This is a genomic window from Paraburkholderia sp. LEh10 (assembly GCF_017814945.1).
GTDB lineage: Bacteria > Pseudomonadota > Gammaproteobacteria > Burkholderiales > Burkholderiaceae > Paraburkholderia.
On the sequence record NZ_JAGIPX010000061.1, the window covers coordinates 1 to 15,077 of the forward strand.

At 65.1% G+C, this 15,077-nt stretch carries 16 protein-coding genes and 1 riboswitch; of the genes, 11 read left to right on the forward strand and 5 right to left on the reverse strand.

What is annotated here, in order from left to right; all coding sequences use genetic code 11:
- A partial coding sequence (locus tag J8I87_RS34185; RefSeq protein ID WP_209936686.1) for a hypothetical protein occupies window positions 1-193 on the reverse strand: 193 nt, incomplete at its 3' end.
- A 69-nt stretch (window positions 194-262) separates the two neighbouring features.
- Between J8I87_RS34185 and thpR the strand changes: the two genes are divergently transcribed.
- Window positions 263-892, forward strand: coding sequence for an RNA 2',3'-cyclic phosphodiesterase (thpR, locus tag J8I87_RS34190; protein ID WP_209936688.1), 630 nt, complete (start codon window positions 263-265; stop codon window positions 890-892).
- Between the two features lie 24 nt (window positions 893-916).
- On the opposite strand, the gene J8I87_RS34195 is transcribed toward thpR, so the two are convergent.
- From J8I87_RS34195 to J8I87_RS34210, 4 genes are all read right to left on the reverse strand, one after another.
- Complete coding sequence (locus J8I87_RS34195) at window positions 917-2,185, reverse strand: D-amino acid dehydrogenase (RefSeq protein ID WP_209936690.1); 1,269 nt, start codon at window positions 2,183-2,185, stop codon at window positions 917-919.
- A gap of 13 nt (window positions 2,186-2,198) precedes the next feature.
- Complete coding sequence (locus J8I87_RS34200; protein ID WP_209936692.1) at window positions 2,199-3,476, reverse strand: MFS transporter; 1,278 nt, start codon at window positions 3,474-3,476, stop codon at window positions 2,199-2,201.
- A 514-nt stretch (window positions 3,477-3,990) separates the two neighbouring features.
- A complete protein-coding gene (locus J8I87_RS34205) occupies window positions 3,991-4,764 on the reverse strand; it encodes an SDR family NAD(P)-dependent oxidoreductase (RefSeq protein WP_209936694.1) in 774 nt (257 codons plus the stop codon).
- Entirely contained in the window at window positions 4,761-6,494 is a 1,734-nt protein-coding gene (locus tag J8I87_RS34210; RefSeq protein ID WP_209936696.1) for an ABC transporter ATP-binding protein/permease, read from the reverse strand. The genes J8I87_RS34205 and J8I87_RS34210 overlap by 4 nt, the downstream gene beginning before the upstream one ends.
- Window positions 6,495-6,819: 325 nt before the next feature.
- A riboswitch (TPP riboswitch) is annotated at window positions 6,820-6,930 on the forward strand.
- Window positions 6,931-7,156: 226 nt separating this feature from the next.
- Between J8I87_RS34210 and J8I87_RS34215 the strand changes: the two genes are divergently transcribed.
- The 10 genes from J8I87_RS34215 (at window position 7,157) to J8I87_RS34260 (ending at window position 14,872) form a co-directional block, all read left to right on the forward strand.
- Window positions 7,157-8,296, forward strand: coding sequence for an FAD-dependent oxidoreductase (locus J8I87_RS34215; RefSeq protein ID WP_209936698.1), 1,140 nt, complete (start codon window positions 7,157-7,159; stop codon window positions 8,294-8,296).
- A 10-nt stretch (window positions 8,297-8,306) separates the two neighbouring features.
- Complete coding sequence (gene thiS, locus J8I87_RS34220; protein WP_209936699.1) at window positions 8,307-8,504, forward strand: sulfur carrier protein ThiS; 198 nt, start codon at window positions 8,307-8,309, stop codon at window positions 8,502-8,504.
- A gap of 47 nt (window positions 8,505-8,551) precedes the next feature.
- On the forward strand, window positions 8,552-9,376 hold the full coding sequence (locus tag J8I87_RS34225; protein WP_209936701.1) for a thiazole synthase: 825 nt from the start codon (window positions 8,552-8,554) through the stop codon (window positions 9,374-9,376).
- Window positions 9,373-10,515 carry a thiamine phosphate synthase gene (thiE, locus tag J8I87_RS34230; protein ID WP_209936702.1) on the forward strand — a complete coding sequence of 381 codons (1,143 nt, stop codon included), beginning with the start codon at window positions 9,373-9,375 and terminating at the stop codon, window positions 10,513-10,515. Before J8I87_RS34225 ends, thiE begins: the two co-directional genes overlap by 4 nt.
- An 84-nt stretch (window positions 10,516-10,599) precedes the next feature.
- Window positions 10,600-11,424, forward strand: a complete 825-nt coding sequence (locus J8I87_RS34235; protein ID WP_209936703.1) for an ABC transporter ATP-binding protein — start codon at window positions 10,600-10,602, stop codon at window positions 11,422-11,424.
- On the forward strand, window positions 11,421-12,188 hold the full coding sequence (gene mlaE, locus J8I87_RS34240; RefSeq protein WP_209936704.1) for a lipid asymmetry maintenance ABC transporter permease subunit MlaE: 768 nt from the start codon (window positions 11,421-11,423) through the stop codon (window positions 12,186-12,188). Before J8I87_RS34235 ends, mlaE begins: the two co-directional genes overlap by 4 nt.
- Before the next feature lie 103 nt (window positions 12,189-12,291).
- A complete protein-coding gene (mlaD, locus tag J8I87_RS34245; RefSeq protein ID WP_209936706.1) occupies window positions 12,292-12,834 on the forward strand; it encodes an outer membrane lipid asymmetry maintenance protein MlaD in 543 nt (180 codons plus the stop codon).
- 12 nt (window positions 12,835-12,846) lie between these two features.
- A complete protein-coding gene (locus J8I87_RS34250; RefSeq protein ID WP_209936707.1) occupies window positions 12,847-13,797 on the forward strand; it encodes a VacJ family lipoprotein in 951 nt (316 codons plus the stop codon).
- A gap of 140 nt (window positions 13,798-13,937) precedes the next feature.
- Window positions 13,938-14,570 carry a phospholipid-binding protein MlaC gene (locus tag J8I87_RS34255; protein ID WP_209936708.1) on the forward strand — a complete coding sequence of 211 codons (633 nt, stop codon included), beginning with the start codon at window positions 13,938-13,940 and terminating at the stop codon, window positions 14,568-14,570.
- Entirely contained in the window at window positions 14,567-14,872 is a 306-nt protein-coding gene (locus J8I87_RS34260) for an STAS domain-containing protein (protein WP_209936750.1), read from the forward strand. Before J8I87_RS34255 ends, J8I87_RS34260 begins: the two co-directional genes overlap by 4 nt.
- Window positions 14,873-15,077 lie beyond the last annotated feature (205 nt).

Genomic DNA, 15,077 nt, shown 5'->3' on the forward strand with positions numbered 1-15,077 from the left:
CTTTGCTTACTTTCTTTGCGGCGGCAAAGAAAGTAAGTGCCGCCCCGCACAGGGGCAACGCCCGCGCCGCGAGGCGCATCGCGGATGCCAGCGATAGCGGCAAAACAAAACGCATCGCGGATGCCAGCGAAAGGGCAAGGCGAACCACATCGCGGATGCCCGCGCGGGAAAAACCCAAAGCAAACCAAAGCAACCCAAAGCACTGCATCCCATATCGCGCTAATCTCCCATTGAAGCAGGAACACGCCCGGGAGACCCAACGATGCAACGCACCGATCCGCAGCCTGATCCGGAAGAACCAGAAAGCACCGCAACGCCCGTCGATATTGGATCCGCGAACAGCGAAGCGGCGCCCCATCACGATTATCAGCGCTGTTTCATCGCGCTCGTGCCCGACGAGGCCACCCGCGATGCGCTCTCGGCAATCCCCGTCCCGACGATGGCGCGCCGCGTGCCCTACGAACAATTGCATCTGACCGTGACGTTTATCGGCGTGCTGCCGTACGAACTGAGCGCGGCATTGATCGACGCGATGACGCGCGAGACGGTGCCGCTTAATCCGTCGCCCGTCACAAAGATCGAACACTGGCCGCGCGCGTCGCATCCGCGCCTGACGGTCGCCACGCTGGCGATGTCCGATGAATTCGTCGCGCTGGATTGGCGCGTGCGTTCGTCGATGATCGCTCTCGGCTTGCCCGTCGACGCCCGCACGTTCCGCCCGCATGTGACGCTTGCGCGCTACCGGCACGACGCGGCAGCAGTCGGCCCCGCCGCTGATCTGCACACCGAACTCATCGCGCGCTTCGAGTCGCTGACGCTGTATTCGAGCACGCTGGCCCGCAATGGCGCGCGCTACCGGTCGCTGGCGAGCGTGCCCGTCGTCTACGCATGACGCGCGGCATAGCCCGCGCGTGACTCACGACGCGCGATAGCGCGCCAGCGTCAGTCCGTCGAGATCGATCTCCGGTTTGCGTTGCGTGATCAGGTCGGCGACCACGCGCCCCGATCCCAGCGACATCGCCCAGCCCGTCGAGCCGTGTCCGAGATTGATCCACAGCCTATCGATGCCGCAAGGTCCGAGCAGCGGCGCGCCGTCTGGCGTCATCGGACGGCGGCCGACCCAGAATTGCGCCGATGAAGGCGCCGTCGCGTGCGGGAACCAGTCGTCGAGCACTTTCATCAGCGTCTGCAGCGCCTGCTCGCGCAGCGTCGCCCGGCGGTCGCCAAGCTCGGCCGTGCCAGCGACGCGCAGATTCGGCCCGAAGCGTGTGATCGCCGTCTTCAGCGATTCGTCCATCAATGCGGCGCGCGGCGACTTTTCGTCATCGACGATCTGCAACGTCGCCGAGTAGCCTTTCACCGGATACAGCGGCACTTTCACGCCGAGCGGCGCGAGCAGTTCCGCGCTATCGACACCCGCCGCCACGATCACCGCATTCGCGACCAGCGTCTCGCTGCCCACCGCGCTTTCCACATGCACGCCATGCGCGGCGCCGCCCCGCACGTCGAGCGCCGCCACCCGCGTGTCGAAACGAAAGTGCACGCCGTTCGCCTCGCAGATCGCACGCAGTTCACGGGTGAAGCGCGCGCAGTCGCCTGCTTCGTCATCGGGCAGATAGAGGCCGCTCAGCGGCGCTTGACGAGCCCAGCGCAGCCCGGGCTCGATCGCGATGCATTCGTCCGCGCTCACTTCGCGATGCTTGATGCCCGCGTCGCGCAGCACGGCCAGCGCGGGCTGCGCGAGCTCGATGTCGAAGGCCGTACGAAAGAGTTGCAGATAGCCCTGGCTGCGTCCGTATTCGAACGGATGTCGCCCGCGAAACTCGCGCAGACATTCACGGCTGTAGTACGCGACGCGCTGCATTCGCTGCTTGTTGACGCGAAAGCGCGCTATATCGCATTCGCGCAGCCAGCGCGCAATCCAGCGCCATTGCGCCGTATCGAGCGTCGGCTGGAAGATCAGCGGCGAAGCGGGCTTGAACAGATACTTCAGGATCTTCAACGGCATGCCCGGCGCGGCCCACGGCGTCACGTAGCCGGGCGCGATCACGCCGGCATTGCCGAAGCTCGTCGCGAGCGCGACGTCGGATTCGCGCTCGATCACGGTGACCTCGCAGCCGCGCTCGCGCAGGTAGAAGGCGGTGGCGACGCCGATGATGCCGCCACCGAGAACGATCGTATGCATGGAGTGTGAAGCGTTATTGCACGGCCGATTCCGTGTGCTCGGCGGTGTCTGCCGTGAGCGACTTGCCTCTTGTCTCCGGCAGCGCGAGCGCCGCGACGACCACCAGCAGATAGCCCGAACCCGCGACGATGCCGATTGCTTTCACGAGCGTCATCGTTTGGGACAGCGTGCCGACCAGAATCGGAAAGAACGAGCCGATGCCGCGCCCGAGGTTGTAGCAGAAGCCTTGCCCCGAGCCGCGGATCGCGTTCGGATACAGCTCGGACAGATACGCGCCGACGCCCGCGAATATACCTTGCACGACGATGCCGAGCGGAAAGCCGAGCAGCAGCATTGCGCCGTCGGTGATGGGCAGCATCGTGTAGGCCATGCCGAGCAGGAACGAGCCGATGGCGAACAGGATGAACGAAGCACGGCGTCCAATCTTGTCGGAGAGAATCGCCCCGACGATATACCCCGTGAACGAGCCGACGATCAGCACGACGAGGTAGCCGCTCGTATTGAACACGGACAGATGACGCACGGTTTTCAGGTACGTCGGCAACCAGGTCGTGATCGCGTAGTAGCCGCCCAGCATGCCGCTGCACAGCAGGCTGCCGAGGATCGTGGTCTTCAGATACCCGGGCGAGAAGATCTGCAGGAAACGGGACGTGTCAAAGCCGCTGTCGCGCGCGCGGCGCGTGGCCACGTAGATGTCGGGATCGCTGACGTTGCGGCGGATATAGATGATCCACAGCGCAGGCACGATGCCGATCCAGAAGCATGCGCGCCATGCGTATTCTTCGGGCAGCAGCGCGAAGAACGCCCAGTAGAGGATCGCGGCCGCCGCCCAGCCGAACGACCAGCTGCTTTGCACGGTGCCGACGGCTTTCGCGCGATGCTGCGGCGAGCGGATCGTCTCGGCCATCATGATCGTCACCACCGACCACTCTCCGCCAAAGCCGATGCCTTGCAGCGTGCGCGTCGTCAGCAGTTGCCAGAAGCCATTCGTGAAGCCGGACAGACAGGTGAACACCGCGAAGGTCGCGATCGTCCATTGCAGCACGCGCACGCGGCCGTAGCGGTCGGCGAGTATGCCGGCGAGCCAGCCGCCCATCGCCGACGAAATCAGCGAACTCGTCGCGATCATTCCCGCTTCGCTTTTCGACATGCCCAACGACGCGATCAGCGTCGGGATCAGGAACGAGTAGATCATGAAGTCGAACGCATCGACGGCATAACCGCCGAAGCCCGCGTAGAGCGTGCGCCGCTCGCGCGTCGATAGTTCTGAAAACCACTGAAATGACGCCATCCCCTCTCCTTTGGTCGCATGCGGGCTGATTGCTGTTTTGATCCAGGCGGTTCGTGGGTGGCTTGTATTCTACGGTCGGCTTCGGCGGCGGGCCACGGCGTCGCCAAAAAAGCGTGCCGAACGGTGAAATGGCATTAACGCATGGCAGGGCGCCCGCATTCCAAATGCTTACCGATTACTACATGTCACTGTGGTTGTGTTTGCGTCATTACACTGCACGTCGGCACGTCTAATGATCGATCGCGCTGCCGATCGACCTGTCAACTCGTTTAGCGACGAAGCGATCCAGTATCTGTAGATGCTCGTGACATGGCAGGTATTTCCAGTGACGTTGAACATGCGTCACGGGCTGCCCCGGGGCAGCGTCTGGCCCACCATGCAATCGTCGCTGGAAATACCTGTGCGCAAAACACGGACCGCGCGCGCTTGGAAAATGCTTTCGAACGGGTCGAGCGTTCTGTCCGGAAGTTGCGCGTGCAGGCAGCGCGTAACGCGCGGCGAACGCGCGCCTCGTTCAACCGAGCGTCAGCCCGCCGTCGACGTGAATCACTTGCCCCGTGATATGTCGTGCTTCGTCGGAAAGCAGAAATACGATCAGTGCAGCGATGTCGCCAGGCTCGGCGACATGTCCGAGCGGCGTCGCCTCCGCCGCGCGCGCCCATGCCGGCGCGTTGTCCGCGCTCGGGCCGCGATCCTTGCGCGTATAGCCCGGCGCGACGCAGTTCACCGTGACGCCGTGCGGCGCGAATTCCGCCGCCGCCGTTTTCGCCAGCGATTCGAGCGCGGCTTTCGCGGCGGCCGTCGCCGCAAACGGCGAGTCCGCGCGATAGCGATGCGCGACAAACGAACTCACGGCGACGACGCGTCCGCGCTTCGATGTTTCGAGTGCAGGCGCCGCGCGTCTGACGAGCGCGGCGAACGCGGCGGGCACCGCCGCGAACGATTCGGCGAGCGCTTCGAAATCGAGCGCGCCGATCGATTGACGTTGCGCGTGTCCCGCGTTGGCCACGATCTGATCGAGCGCGCCGAATTGCGCGAGCGTCTGATGGACCGCGTGTTCGGGCGCGCCGCGCTCGGCGAGGTCGCCCAACACCGTCGAACACGTCGCGCCGCGCGATGCGCAGTCGGCCGCGACGTTCTCGAGCCGCTCGCGCGAGGCTGCGTCCGCGCCGCGCGCATGCAGCATCAGCGCGACACGCGGCGCCGCGATGCGCCGGGCGAGCGCGGCGCCGATGCCGGAGCCCGCGCCCGTGATCAGCACGGCGCGCTCGAACGCGGCGCCGCTCATGCGGCCACGCGCTCCACGGCGCGCTCGATGAACAGCGTCTGATCGTGGAACGCTTCGAGCGTCTTGCGATGCGCGACGCTGACAATCGCCGCACCCGGCAGACGCTCGATCAGCGCGTTGTAGATGATGCTTTCGTTGTCGGGATCGAGCGCGCTCGTCGCTTCGTCGAGGAACAGGAAGTCCGGCTTCTGCAGCAGCGCGCGCGCTGCGGCGAGCCGCTGCTGTTCGCCCGGCGACAGCGAGCGCTCCCAATGCGCCGACTCGCCGAGCCGGCCCGCGAACTCCGCGAGACGGCAGACGTTGAGCGCTTCACGGCACGCTTCGTCGGAATAGGCGGACGCATCGGACGGATAGCAGAGCGCCGACTTCAGCGTGCCGATCGGCAAATAGCTGCGCTGCGGAATGAACAGCAGCCTTGCGCCCGCGGGCATCTCGATCGTGCCTTCGCCGAACGGCCACAGGCCCGCGAGCGTGCGCATCAGCGTGCTCTTGCCCGCGCCCGACGGACCGCGCACGAGCCAGCGCGATCTTGGCGAGATCCGGAACGAGCCGACGTTCGCCATCGGCTCGCCGTCCGGACGCTGCAGCCGCAGGTTCGTCACGTCGATCGAATCGGTGTCGGTCAGGTGAATGTTGATGCCGCCGTGCGCCGTGCCTTCGACCACCGACTCGTGCAGATGCTGCGAGCGCATCACGCGATGGAATTCCCGCAGACGGTTGACGGTCGCGCGCCATTCGGCGAGCGAATCGTAATTGTTGATGAACCAGGAGAACGAATCGCTGACCGTCCCGAACGCGCCCGTCACCTGCTGATACACGCCGAGCGAAATCGACTTCGAGAAGTACTTCGGCGCGGCGGCGATGTACGGAAACACGATCGCCAGCTGCGAGTAACTGATGACGACGATATTGAACCGCCGCGTGAAGCGCATGATGAGACGCCAGTTGTCACGGATATGGCCGAACACGCCTTTGAGCGCTCTTTCTTCCGAGGGCTCGCCTTGATACAGCGCGATCTGGTCGGCGTTCTCGCGGATGCGGATCAGCGAGAAACGGAAGTCCGCTTCGACGCGCTGCTGCTGGTAGTTGATCGACACGAGGGGATGGTTGACCTTGTGCGTGACCCACGAGCCGAGCGCCGCGTAGATCAGCGCCGCCCACACCATGTAGCCGGGAATCGAGACCTCGGTGCCGAACACTTGAAACGCGAGCGCACCCGACAGGTTCCACAAGATCACGATGAACGAGAACAGCGTGACCGTCGTGGACAGAAGGCCGAGCGACAGATTAAGCGTTGAACTCGCCAACCCTTGCAGGTCGGCGGACACACGCTGGTCGGGGTTGTCGGCGAGATTGTCGCGTTCGATCCGGTAGTACGCGCGGTCGCCTAGCCACTCGTTCAGATAGCGGTTGGTGAGCCATTGCCGCCAGCGGAATTCGAGCATCTGGCGGAAGTACGTCCGATACGAGCCGAGCAGGATCAGCGCGAGCGCGATGACGGTGAACTGCAGCAGCGAATACTTGAAGACGGGGTAGTTGTATTGCTGGATCGCGTCGAAGAACGTGCGCTGCCAGGTGTTGAACCAGACGTTGGCCGCGACCATCGTCATGTTCATCGCGATGACGAGCGCGAGCAGGCCCCACGCTTTCCATCGGTCCTCGGACACCCAGTAGGGCTTGATGAGGCCCCACGCGGTGATGTCCGCGGGATTGGTCGAGTTGTCGGTCATAAGCATCCTTTCATACGGTCGGCCGAGCTGCGGCGCCGACGCATTGCGTGGCTGCGTTGCACTGCTGCCCCGCACCGTCGAATTCGCGGCCTGGGCTGCGATTGTTCCGGCAGCGACTTAATCTGAACTTAAGCGGACACGACACCGCGCCTCAGCCCGCAGCGCAGACCCGACAGCGGGCTTGCAGCGGCGCGGCATCCAGTCCGCATTGACGCGTGCCATTGTGCCAGAGCCGGGCAAGACCACGCCTGGAAGAAAAATAAGCCCCCGCCGATTGCGGTCTGCCCGGGTTTGCGGCGCGCGCGGCTTTTATGGTCTAATGGTCCGGACGAAACAGGGGTGCTTTGTGCGCGGGCAGTCACTGCGGCGAGGCTGAGAGAAACCCTTCGCACCCGATCCGGGTAATACCGGCGCGGGAAGTTTTCGGGAAGTTTTTCCTGGAAGTTCTCCTTCCGCCGGGGTGGCGTTCCGGACCCAACCGTGAGCGCCCAATGCCCGGCCGGCCTTGCCCGCCGGTTTCGTCCTTGGGTACGTGCGCACGTCAGCCGTACGGAAAAGGATTCGATGACCGCTCATTCTTCAGTTATTTGCTTCATGGCCGCCGGTTTCGCGCGGTGCTTTGCCGTGGGTGCGCCGTCTGCGGCACATTGGGGAGCCGGGCGATGAAATCTTCCGCTCAACCGGATTTTGCCGTGATCGGCGGCGGGCTCTGCGGGCGACTCGTCGCGTGGCAGCTTGCGGGCGATGGGCACCGCGTCGCGCTTTACGAACGGGGCGACGCGGCCGGCTCGCAAGCGGCCGCGTGGGTCGCGGCAGCGATGCTCGCGCCGCTCGCCGAAGCCGCCAGCGCGGAGCTGCTGATTACGCGGCTCGGCGCGGCGTCGCTGGAAACCTGGCCGACGCTGCTCGCGCAGTTGCCGGAGCCCGTGTTCTTCCAGCGCAACGGCTCGCTGATCGTGTGGCACCACAGCGATCGAGCCGAAGCGCCGCTGTTCGAGCGCAGGCTGCGCGCGAACGCACCCGCCGAACTGCTCGACGGCGGGCTGGTGGCGCTCGCGGGCGCGCAGGTCGGCGCGGCCGAACCCGCGCTCGCGGGCCGCTTCACGCAAGGCTGGCTGCTGCCGCACGAAGGTCAGCTCGACAACCGTCAGGTGCTGACTGCGCTGGCGGCGGGACTGGCGGCGCGCGGCGTCGAGACGCACTGGAACACGGCCGTCGACGATCGGGCGTTGCCCGCCGCGCGGATCACGATCGATTGCCGAGGGCTCGGTGCGAAGCCTGTCATGCCGACGCTGCGGGGCATTCGCGGCGAAGTCGCGCGCGTGCACGCACCCGGCGTCGGTCTGACGCGCCCCGTGCGTCTGCTGCATCCGCGCTATCCGCTGTATATCGCGCCGAAGCAGGACGACCTGTATGTGATCGGTGCAACGGAGGTGGAGGGCGAGGACATGTCGCCCGTCAGCGTGCGCTCGGCGCTCGAATTGCTGAGCGCGGCGTTTTCGGTGCATCCGGGTTTCGGCGAGGCGCGCATTCTCGAACTGAATTCGCAATGCCGGCCGACGCTGCCGGACCATCGCCCCGTGCTGTTGTGGGACGGCGCCAGTACGCTGCGCGTGAACGGACTGTACCGGCACGGCTACATGATCGCGCCGGAAGTCGCGGGCGAAGCGGCGCGGTTCTCGGCGGCGCTGCTGGATGGGCGCGTCGCCGATGCCGATGCGTTCGCCGAATGGCAGCGCAACGCGCGCTGGAGCGAACTCTTCCAGCTCGACCGCGAGCGGTCCGCAACACTCAACGTTTGAACCAGAAGACATGGATATCCAGATCAATCAGAAACCGTTGTCGCTGCCCGAAGGCGCGACCGTCGCCGATGCGCTCAGCGCGTACGGCGCGCGGCCGCCGTTCGCCGTCGCGCTGAACGGCAATTTCGTCGCGCGCGCGCAGCATGCGGCGCGCGCATTGCAGGCGGGCGACAAGCTCGACGTCGTGCATCCCGTCGCAGGCGGCTGATCCGCCACGCGACGCCGAGACAAGTGACCTAAGCCAAGGACTCACACATGAACTCTCACGCGAACGCTCCCGCCGACGCGCTCACGCTCTACGGCGAGACCTTTCAGAGCCGCGTGCTGCTGGGCACGTCGCGCTATCCGTCGCTGCAGTCGCTGTCGGATTCGATCACGGCGTCGAAGCCCGGCATGGTGACCGTCGCGCTGCGCCGGCAGATGAGCGAGGGCGGCGCGCAAGCCGGCTTCTTCGATCTGCTCAAGCGCCATCGCGTACCGCTCCTGCCGAACACGGCGGGCTGCCAGACGGTAGGCGAGGCGGTCACGACCGCGCATATGGCCCGCGAGGTCTTCGATACTGACTGGATCAAGCTCGAACTGATCGGCGACGACTATACGCTGCAGCCCGACCCCGTTGGGCTGATCGAAGCGGCGGCGCAACTCGTGAAGGACGGCTTCAAGGTGCTGCCGTATTGCACGGAAGACCTCGTGATCGGCCGCCGTCTGCTCGACGCCGGCTGTGAAGCGCTGATGCCGTGGGGCGCGCCGATCGGCACCGGCAAGGGTGTCGTGAATCCGTACGGTCTGCGCGTGCTGCGCGAGCGTCTGCCCGACGTGCCGTTGATCGTCGACGCGGGTCTGGGCGTGCCGTCGCATGCGTGCCAGGTGATGGAGTGGGGCTTCGACGGCGTGCTGTTGAACACGGCTGTCTCGCAGGCCACACACCCCGAAACGATGGCGCGGGCGTTCGCGATGGGCGTCGAAGCGGGCCGCGAGGCGTATCTGGCTGGCCCGATGGCCGAACGTGAAACCGCCCACGCGAGCACGCCCGTTGTCGGCATGCCGTTCTGGCACCAGGATGGGAGCGCCGCGGCATGACGGACACCCTCAAACTCGCGGGCCGCGACCTGTTCTGGCCGCCCGCCGACGAACTCATGGAAGCCGCCGAGCGTATCCGCGCCCGGCTGGGAGACTGGCCGCCGACGCATGTGAACTGGCGCATCTGCCTGACGGCGCCCGACGATGCGAATGGCGGTGACCTGATCGTCATAGCCGATTCGCCGCGCGCTTTACAGCACGACGGACAGCACGTCGCGCGGATCGCGCGCTGGCTCACGCAGGGCGCGGGCGTGATCGAAGCGGCGGCGGGCCGTGCGGTGCTGCATCTGGGCGGCGTGCGCTATCAGCTCGAAGGTCATCTTCCCGAAGACTGGATCGCCGCGCTGGCGGCGTTCCTCGACTGCGGATTCGATCCGCATGACGCGCTGGTGCTCGCGCTCGCCTGGCGCGACGGCGACGAGACGAGAGCCGCCGATGCGTGGCCATGCGACCTGTCGCGCTTTCCGCGCATCGCGGGCTTGCCGGATGCGCCCGCGCAACCGTTCGCCGCATGTCCCGATGCACTCGGCCTTTACGCGGTGCTGCCGACAGCGGATTGGGTCGAACGCGTGACGGGCTTCGGCGTGAAGACGGTGCAGTTGCGCCGCAAGTCGGCGCAGCCAGGCGAACTGAAAGAGGAAATCACGCGCTCCGTCGCGGCGGGACGTGAGCACGACGCGCAGGTCTTCATCAACGATCACTGGCAAGCCGCCATCGACGCGTGCGCGTACGGCGTGCACCTCGGCCAGGAAGACGTGCATACGGCCGATCTGCACGCGCTCGCGGCGGCTGGCTTGCGCCTGGGCCTGTCGACGCACGGTTACTATGAGATGTTGACGGCGCTGCATTTCCGTCCGAGCTACATCGCGCTGGGCGCCGTGTTCCCGACGACGACCAAGGTGATGCCGACGGCGCCGCAAGGTCTGGCGAGGCTCGCGCGCTACGTGAAACTGCTGGATGGGGTCGTGCCGCTCGTCGCGATCGGTGGAATCAGCGGCGAGGTGCTGCCGCAAGTGCTCGCCACGGGCGTGAAAAGCGCGGCCGTCGTGCGCGCGGTGACGGAAGCAGCCGATCCCGCCTCCGCCGTAGACGCATTACAGCAGGCGTTTGCGCAACGCAAGATTCAGAAAAGTTTATAAAAGTTAAATCGTTAGCGTCGTCAAGGCAGGGTTTGCACGAAGGCCCTATAATTCGGCCTTCCGTGTAAAAGAACTGTCAGTTTCGTGCCATCCTCTTCTGAGACCCTCCTTGAGCTGCGCGACGTCGACTTCGGCTATGGCGACGAGCGCCTTGTCCTGTCGAATCTGAATCTGCGCTTCAAACGCGGCCAGGTGGTCGCGGTGATGGGCGGCTCAGGGTGCGGGAAGACCACCGTGCTGCGGCTGATCGGCGGCCTCGTGCGCGCAAATCGCGGGCAGGTGCTGTTCCACGGACAGGACATCGGCGCACAGACGCGCGAGGGCCTGTACGCATTGCGCCGCAAGATGGGCATGCTGTTCCAGTTCGGCGCGCTCTTCACCGACATGTCGGTGTTCGAGAACGTCGCCTTCGCGCTGCGCGAGCATACCGATCTCCCTGAGGAACTGATCCGCGATCTCGTGCTGATGAAGCTCAACGCGGTCGGCCTGCGCGGCGCGCGCGATCTCGCGCCGTCGCAGATCTCTGGCGGCATGGCGCGGCGCGTGGCGCTGGCCCGCGCGATTGCGCTCGACCCCGAACTGATGATGTACGACGAGCCCTTCGCCGGTCTCGACCCGATCTCGCTCGGCATCACCGCGAACCTGATCCGCGCGCTCAACCAGGCGCTCGGCGCCACGTCGATTCTGGTGACGCATGACGTGCCCGAATCGTTCGCGATCGCCGACTACGTCTACTTTCTCGCAAACGGCGGCGTGCTCGCCGAAGGCACGCCCGCCGAGCTGCGCGCATCGGCCGATCCGACCGTGCGCCAGTTCATCGACGGCACGCCCGACGGCCCGTTCAAATTTCACTATCCGAGCAGCACGCCGCTTGCGGCGGACTTCGGCATCGGCGGAGGTCGCGCATGATCAGCAGCATCGGCCGTTTCGTCATTTGCGGGCTCGGACAGACGGGTTACGCGACGCGCATGTTCGTGCGCCTCGTCCTTGAATTTTTTCCGCTGCTGCGCCGTCCGCGTCTTGTCACGAAGCAGATCCACTTCGTCGGTAACTATTCGCTGGTGATCATCGCGGTGTCGGGGCTGTTCGTCGGCTTCGTGCTGGGTCTGCAGGGCTATTACACGCTCAATCGCTACGGCTCCGAACAGGCGCTCGGCCTGCTCGTCGCGCTGTCGCTCGTGCGCGAGCTGGGGCCCGTCGTGACGGCGCTGCTGTTCGCCGGGCGCGCGGGCACGTCGCTCACGGCCGAGATCGGCCTGATGAAGGCGGGCGAGCAACTGACCGCCATGGAAATGATGGCCGTCGATCCGCTGAAAGTGGTCGTCGCGCCGCGCATGTGGGCGGGCATCGTTTCGATGCCGATTCTCGCCGCGATTTTCAGTGCGGTCGGTGTGATCGGCGGCTATGTCGTGGGCGTGCTGATGATCGGCGTCGATGCGGGCGCGTTCTGGTCGCAGATGCAGGGCGGCGTCGACGCGTATCGCGATGTCGGCAACGGCGTGATCAAGAGTATCGTGTTCGGCTTCGCGGTGACGTTCATCGCGCTCTACCAGGGCTACGAAGCGAAGCCCACGCCGGAAGGCGTGTCGCGCGCGACGACGAAAACCGTCGTCTATGCATCGCTCGCGGTACTCGGTCTCGATTTCCTGCTGACCGCGCTGATGTTCAGCTAAGCGGTATTACGACTTGCGCGGAGTGGTCCGCGGCGCGGCGCGCGAAGACGAGCAGCGCCGCCCGGATGTCACGCCGCAGCGACAGATTCTCTTTGGGATGACGATGAAAAAAACTGCTCTCGATTTCTGGGTCGGTCTGTTCGTGGTGCTGGGGTTCATTGCGCTGCTGTTTCTCGCGCTGAAGGCCGGCAACATGAGCTCGCTGTCGTTTCAGGCGACGTATCCCGTCAAGCTGAAATTCGATAATATCGGCGGCCTCAAGGTGCGCGCGCCCGTCAAGAGCGCGGGCGTGACGGTGGGCCGCGTGGCGTCGATCGGCTTCGACAGCAATTCGTATCAGGCGCTCGTGACGCTCGATCTCGACAAGCAGTATCAGTTTCCGAAGGACACGTCCGCGAAGATCCTGACGTCGGGTCTGCTGGGCGAGCAATACATCGGCCTCGAACCGGGTGGCGACACCGAAATGCTAAAGGCCGGCGACACGATTTCGATGACCCAGTCGGCCATCGTCCTCGAGAATCTGATCGGACAGTTTTTGTATAGCAAGGCAGCGGATGCGGGTGGGGCCAAGCCGGGCGGGTCCGCGGGCGCGGCGCCCGCGCCGGCAGCGCCGGCTGCCGCTGCGTCTGGCGCATCCGGTCAATAAGGAGAACAACAAATGAAGACGACGCGCCTACGTGTCGCGGCGCTCGCGCTGGCGGCGGCAACGCTCGCCGGCTGTGCAACCGTTCAGAACCCCACGAAGGAAGATCCGCTCGAAGGCTTCAACCGCACGATCTTCACGTTCAACGACACGGTTGACAAATACGCCGTGAAACCCGTCGCGAAGGGCTACGTGTTCGTCACGCCGCAACCGGTTCGCGACAGCGTGACGAACTTCTTCTCGAATATCGGGGACGTGTACATCGCAGCGAACAACCTGCTGCAACTGAAGATCGCCGATGGCGTGTCGGACATCATGCGTATCGTGATCAACACGATCTTCGGTGTCGGCGGCCTGTTCGATGTCGCGACGATCGCGAAGCTGCCGAAGCACGACAACGACTTCGGCTTGACGCTCGGCCACTATGGCGTGCCGGCGGGGCCGTATCTCGTGCTGCCGCTGTTCGGGCCGAGCACGGTGCGTGACGGCGTGGGCATCGTGGGCAACTACTTCATCAATCCGCTGACGTATGTGAAGCCGGATAGCGTGAGCTGGGCGCTCTACGGCCTGAACCTGATCAACACGCGCGCGAACCTGCTGAACGCGAGCGACGTGCTCGAAGGCGCGGCGCTCGACAAGTACTCGTTCGTGCGCAACGCCTATCTGCAGCGTCGCCGTTATCTGCTGTCGGACGGCAGTGCGTCGACGGGTCTGCCGGACTACGGCAGCGAAGCGCCGCTGCCAAAATATGAGGATGTCGACGGCGGCGCGGCGGCAACGCCCGCACCCGTGCCGGGTGGCGCCGCGCCCGCCACGCCGGCGCCCGCATCGGCGCCGGAACCGGCTTCTGGCGCGACACCGGGCGCTGCCGAGCCCGCCTCCAGCACACCAGCGCCGCCGACGGTCCCGGCGGGCCAGATCGTGCCGCCCGCGCACTTCGGCTACCCGTCGCTGAAGCTGCGATAAGGAATGCCAGTTGCGAGAGTTGTCTATCCGTCTGCCGTAACACTCGGATACGACTCTCGCAGTTTGGGCGTGGATTGCGGCTGAACTGGCGTGATATTGTCGCCTCCAACGCTAAGCTTATTTTTTTTGCAGGACTGGAAATGAAAAAATTCTTCTTCTACATCCCGTTTTTTGCAGCGCTGTTTGCGTTCGGTAGCGTGGCGTCCGCGCAAACCGTGGATTCCAGCAACCCGGACGCGTTAGTCAAGACGGTCACACAGCAGGTGATCGACGCCGTGCGTGCCGACAAGACGATCCAGAGCGGCAATATCTCGGCCGTCACGAAGCTGGTGAACGAAAAAATTCTGCCGTACACGGACTTCCGCCGCACGACGCAACTGGCGATGGGCCGCAACTGGCGCACCGCGACGCCTGAGCAGCAGGACGCCGTCGTCGAGCAGTTCAAGACGCTGCTGATCCGCACGTATTCGGGCGCGCTGGCCCAGGTGAAGGACCAGCAGATCCAGTACAAGCCGTTCCGCGCAAACCCCGACGACACCGACGTGGTCGTGCGCTCGGTCGTGATGAACAACGGCTCGCCCGTCGAACTCGACTATCGCCTGTACAAGACGCCGCAAGGCTGGCGCGTGTATGACCTGAACGTGCTCGGCGCATGGCTGATCCAGGCGTACCAGCAGCAGTTCAACGAGCAGATCCAGAAGAGCGGCGTCGATGGCCTGATCCAGTTCCTCACGGCGCGCAACCAGCAACTCGCAAGCGGCAAACAGTCGTGAACAATCTTGCAAGCGCGCCGGTGAGCACGTCGGCCAATACGTTCGAAACGGGCGCCACGCTGACCCACGAGAGCGCAAAAGCCGCGCTCGCGGCGGGGCTTGCGCGCATCGGCGGCGGGGCGACGGCCGTCGATTGCGCGCCGCTCACGCAGTTCGATTCGTCGGCGCTCGCCGTGCTGCTCGCTTGGCAGCGCGCGGCGAGCGCACGCGGCACGCCGCTTGTCATCGTCAACCTCCCTGCGGGACTGTCCAGTCTCGCGCAAGCGTACGGCGTCGACTCCCTCATTTCGATCCGACATTGACGCTCATCCGATGGTGATGCGTCCTTGAGCTCTGCGGCGCGTCCAACCGCGCGCAATGGCTCGGGCTCTCTCAAGGCAAGTCGGGCGGTTTCGACTTTTGCCCTATAATCAAACGTTTTTTGGCGCCTGGCTGTTTCGGTCTGTACCCCGGAAACGGCTGCAGTAGCGGGCGGAGCCGTCGCGAGAGCGGCGTTTCGCGCCGGGC

What these genes read in the sequence shown, in the direction of transcription:
- J8I87_RS34215 (WP_209936698.1), top strand. Translation starts at nt 7,157, where the DNA reads ATGAAATCTTCCGCTCAACCGGATTTTGCCGTGATCGGCGGCGGGCTC.
- J8I87_RS34255 (WP_209936708.1), top strand. Translation starts at nt 13,938, where the DNA reads ATGAAAAAATTCTTCTTCTACATCCCGTTTTTTGCAGCGCTGTTTGCG.
- J8I87_RS34195 (WP_209936690.1), bottom strand. Translation starts at nt 2,185, where the DNA reads ATGCATACGATCGTTCTCGGTGGCGGCATCATCGGCGTCGCCACCGCC.
- J8I87_RS34210 (WP_209936696.1), bottom strand. Translation starts at nt 6,494, where the DNA reads ATGACCGACAACTCGACCAATCCCGCGGACATCACCGCGTGGGGCCTC.
- mlaE (WP_209936704.1), top strand. Translation starts at nt 11,421, where the DNA reads ATGATCAGCAGCATCGGCCGTTTCGTCATTTGCGGGCTCGGACAGACG.
- thiE (WP_209936702.1), top strand. Translation starts at nt 9,373, where the DNA reads ATGACGGACACCCTCAAACTCGCGGGCCGCGACCTGTTCTGGCCGCCC.
- thiS (WP_209936699.1), top strand. Translation starts at nt 8,307, where the DNA reads ATGGATATCCAGATCAATCAGAAACCGTTGTCGCTGCCCGAAGGCGCG.
- J8I87_RS34250 (WP_209936707.1), top strand. Translation starts at nt 12,847, where the DNA reads ATGAAGACGACGCGCCTACGTGTCGCGGCGCTCGCGCTGGCGGCGGCA.
- J8I87_RS34205 (WP_209936694.1), bottom strand. Translation starts at nt 4,764, where the DNA reads ATGAGCGGCGCCGCGTTCGAGCGCGCCGTGCTGATCACGGGCGCGGGC.
- thpR (WP_209936688.1), top strand. Translation starts at nt 263, where the DNA reads ATGCAACGCACCGATCCGCAGCCTGATCCGGAAGAACCAGAAAGCACC.
- mlaD (WP_209936706.1), top strand. Translation starts at nt 12,292, where the DNA reads ATGAAAAAAACTGCTCTCGATTTCTGGGTCGGTCTGTTCGTGGTGCTG.
- J8I87_RS34200 (WP_209936692.1), bottom strand. Translation starts at nt 3,476, where the DNA reads ATGGCGTCATTTCAGTGGTTTTCAGAACTATCGACGCGCGAGCGGCGC.
- J8I87_RS34225 (WP_209936701.1), top strand. Translation starts at nt 8,552, where the DNA reads ATGAACTCTCACGCGAACGCTCCCGCCGACGCGCTCACGCTCTACGGC.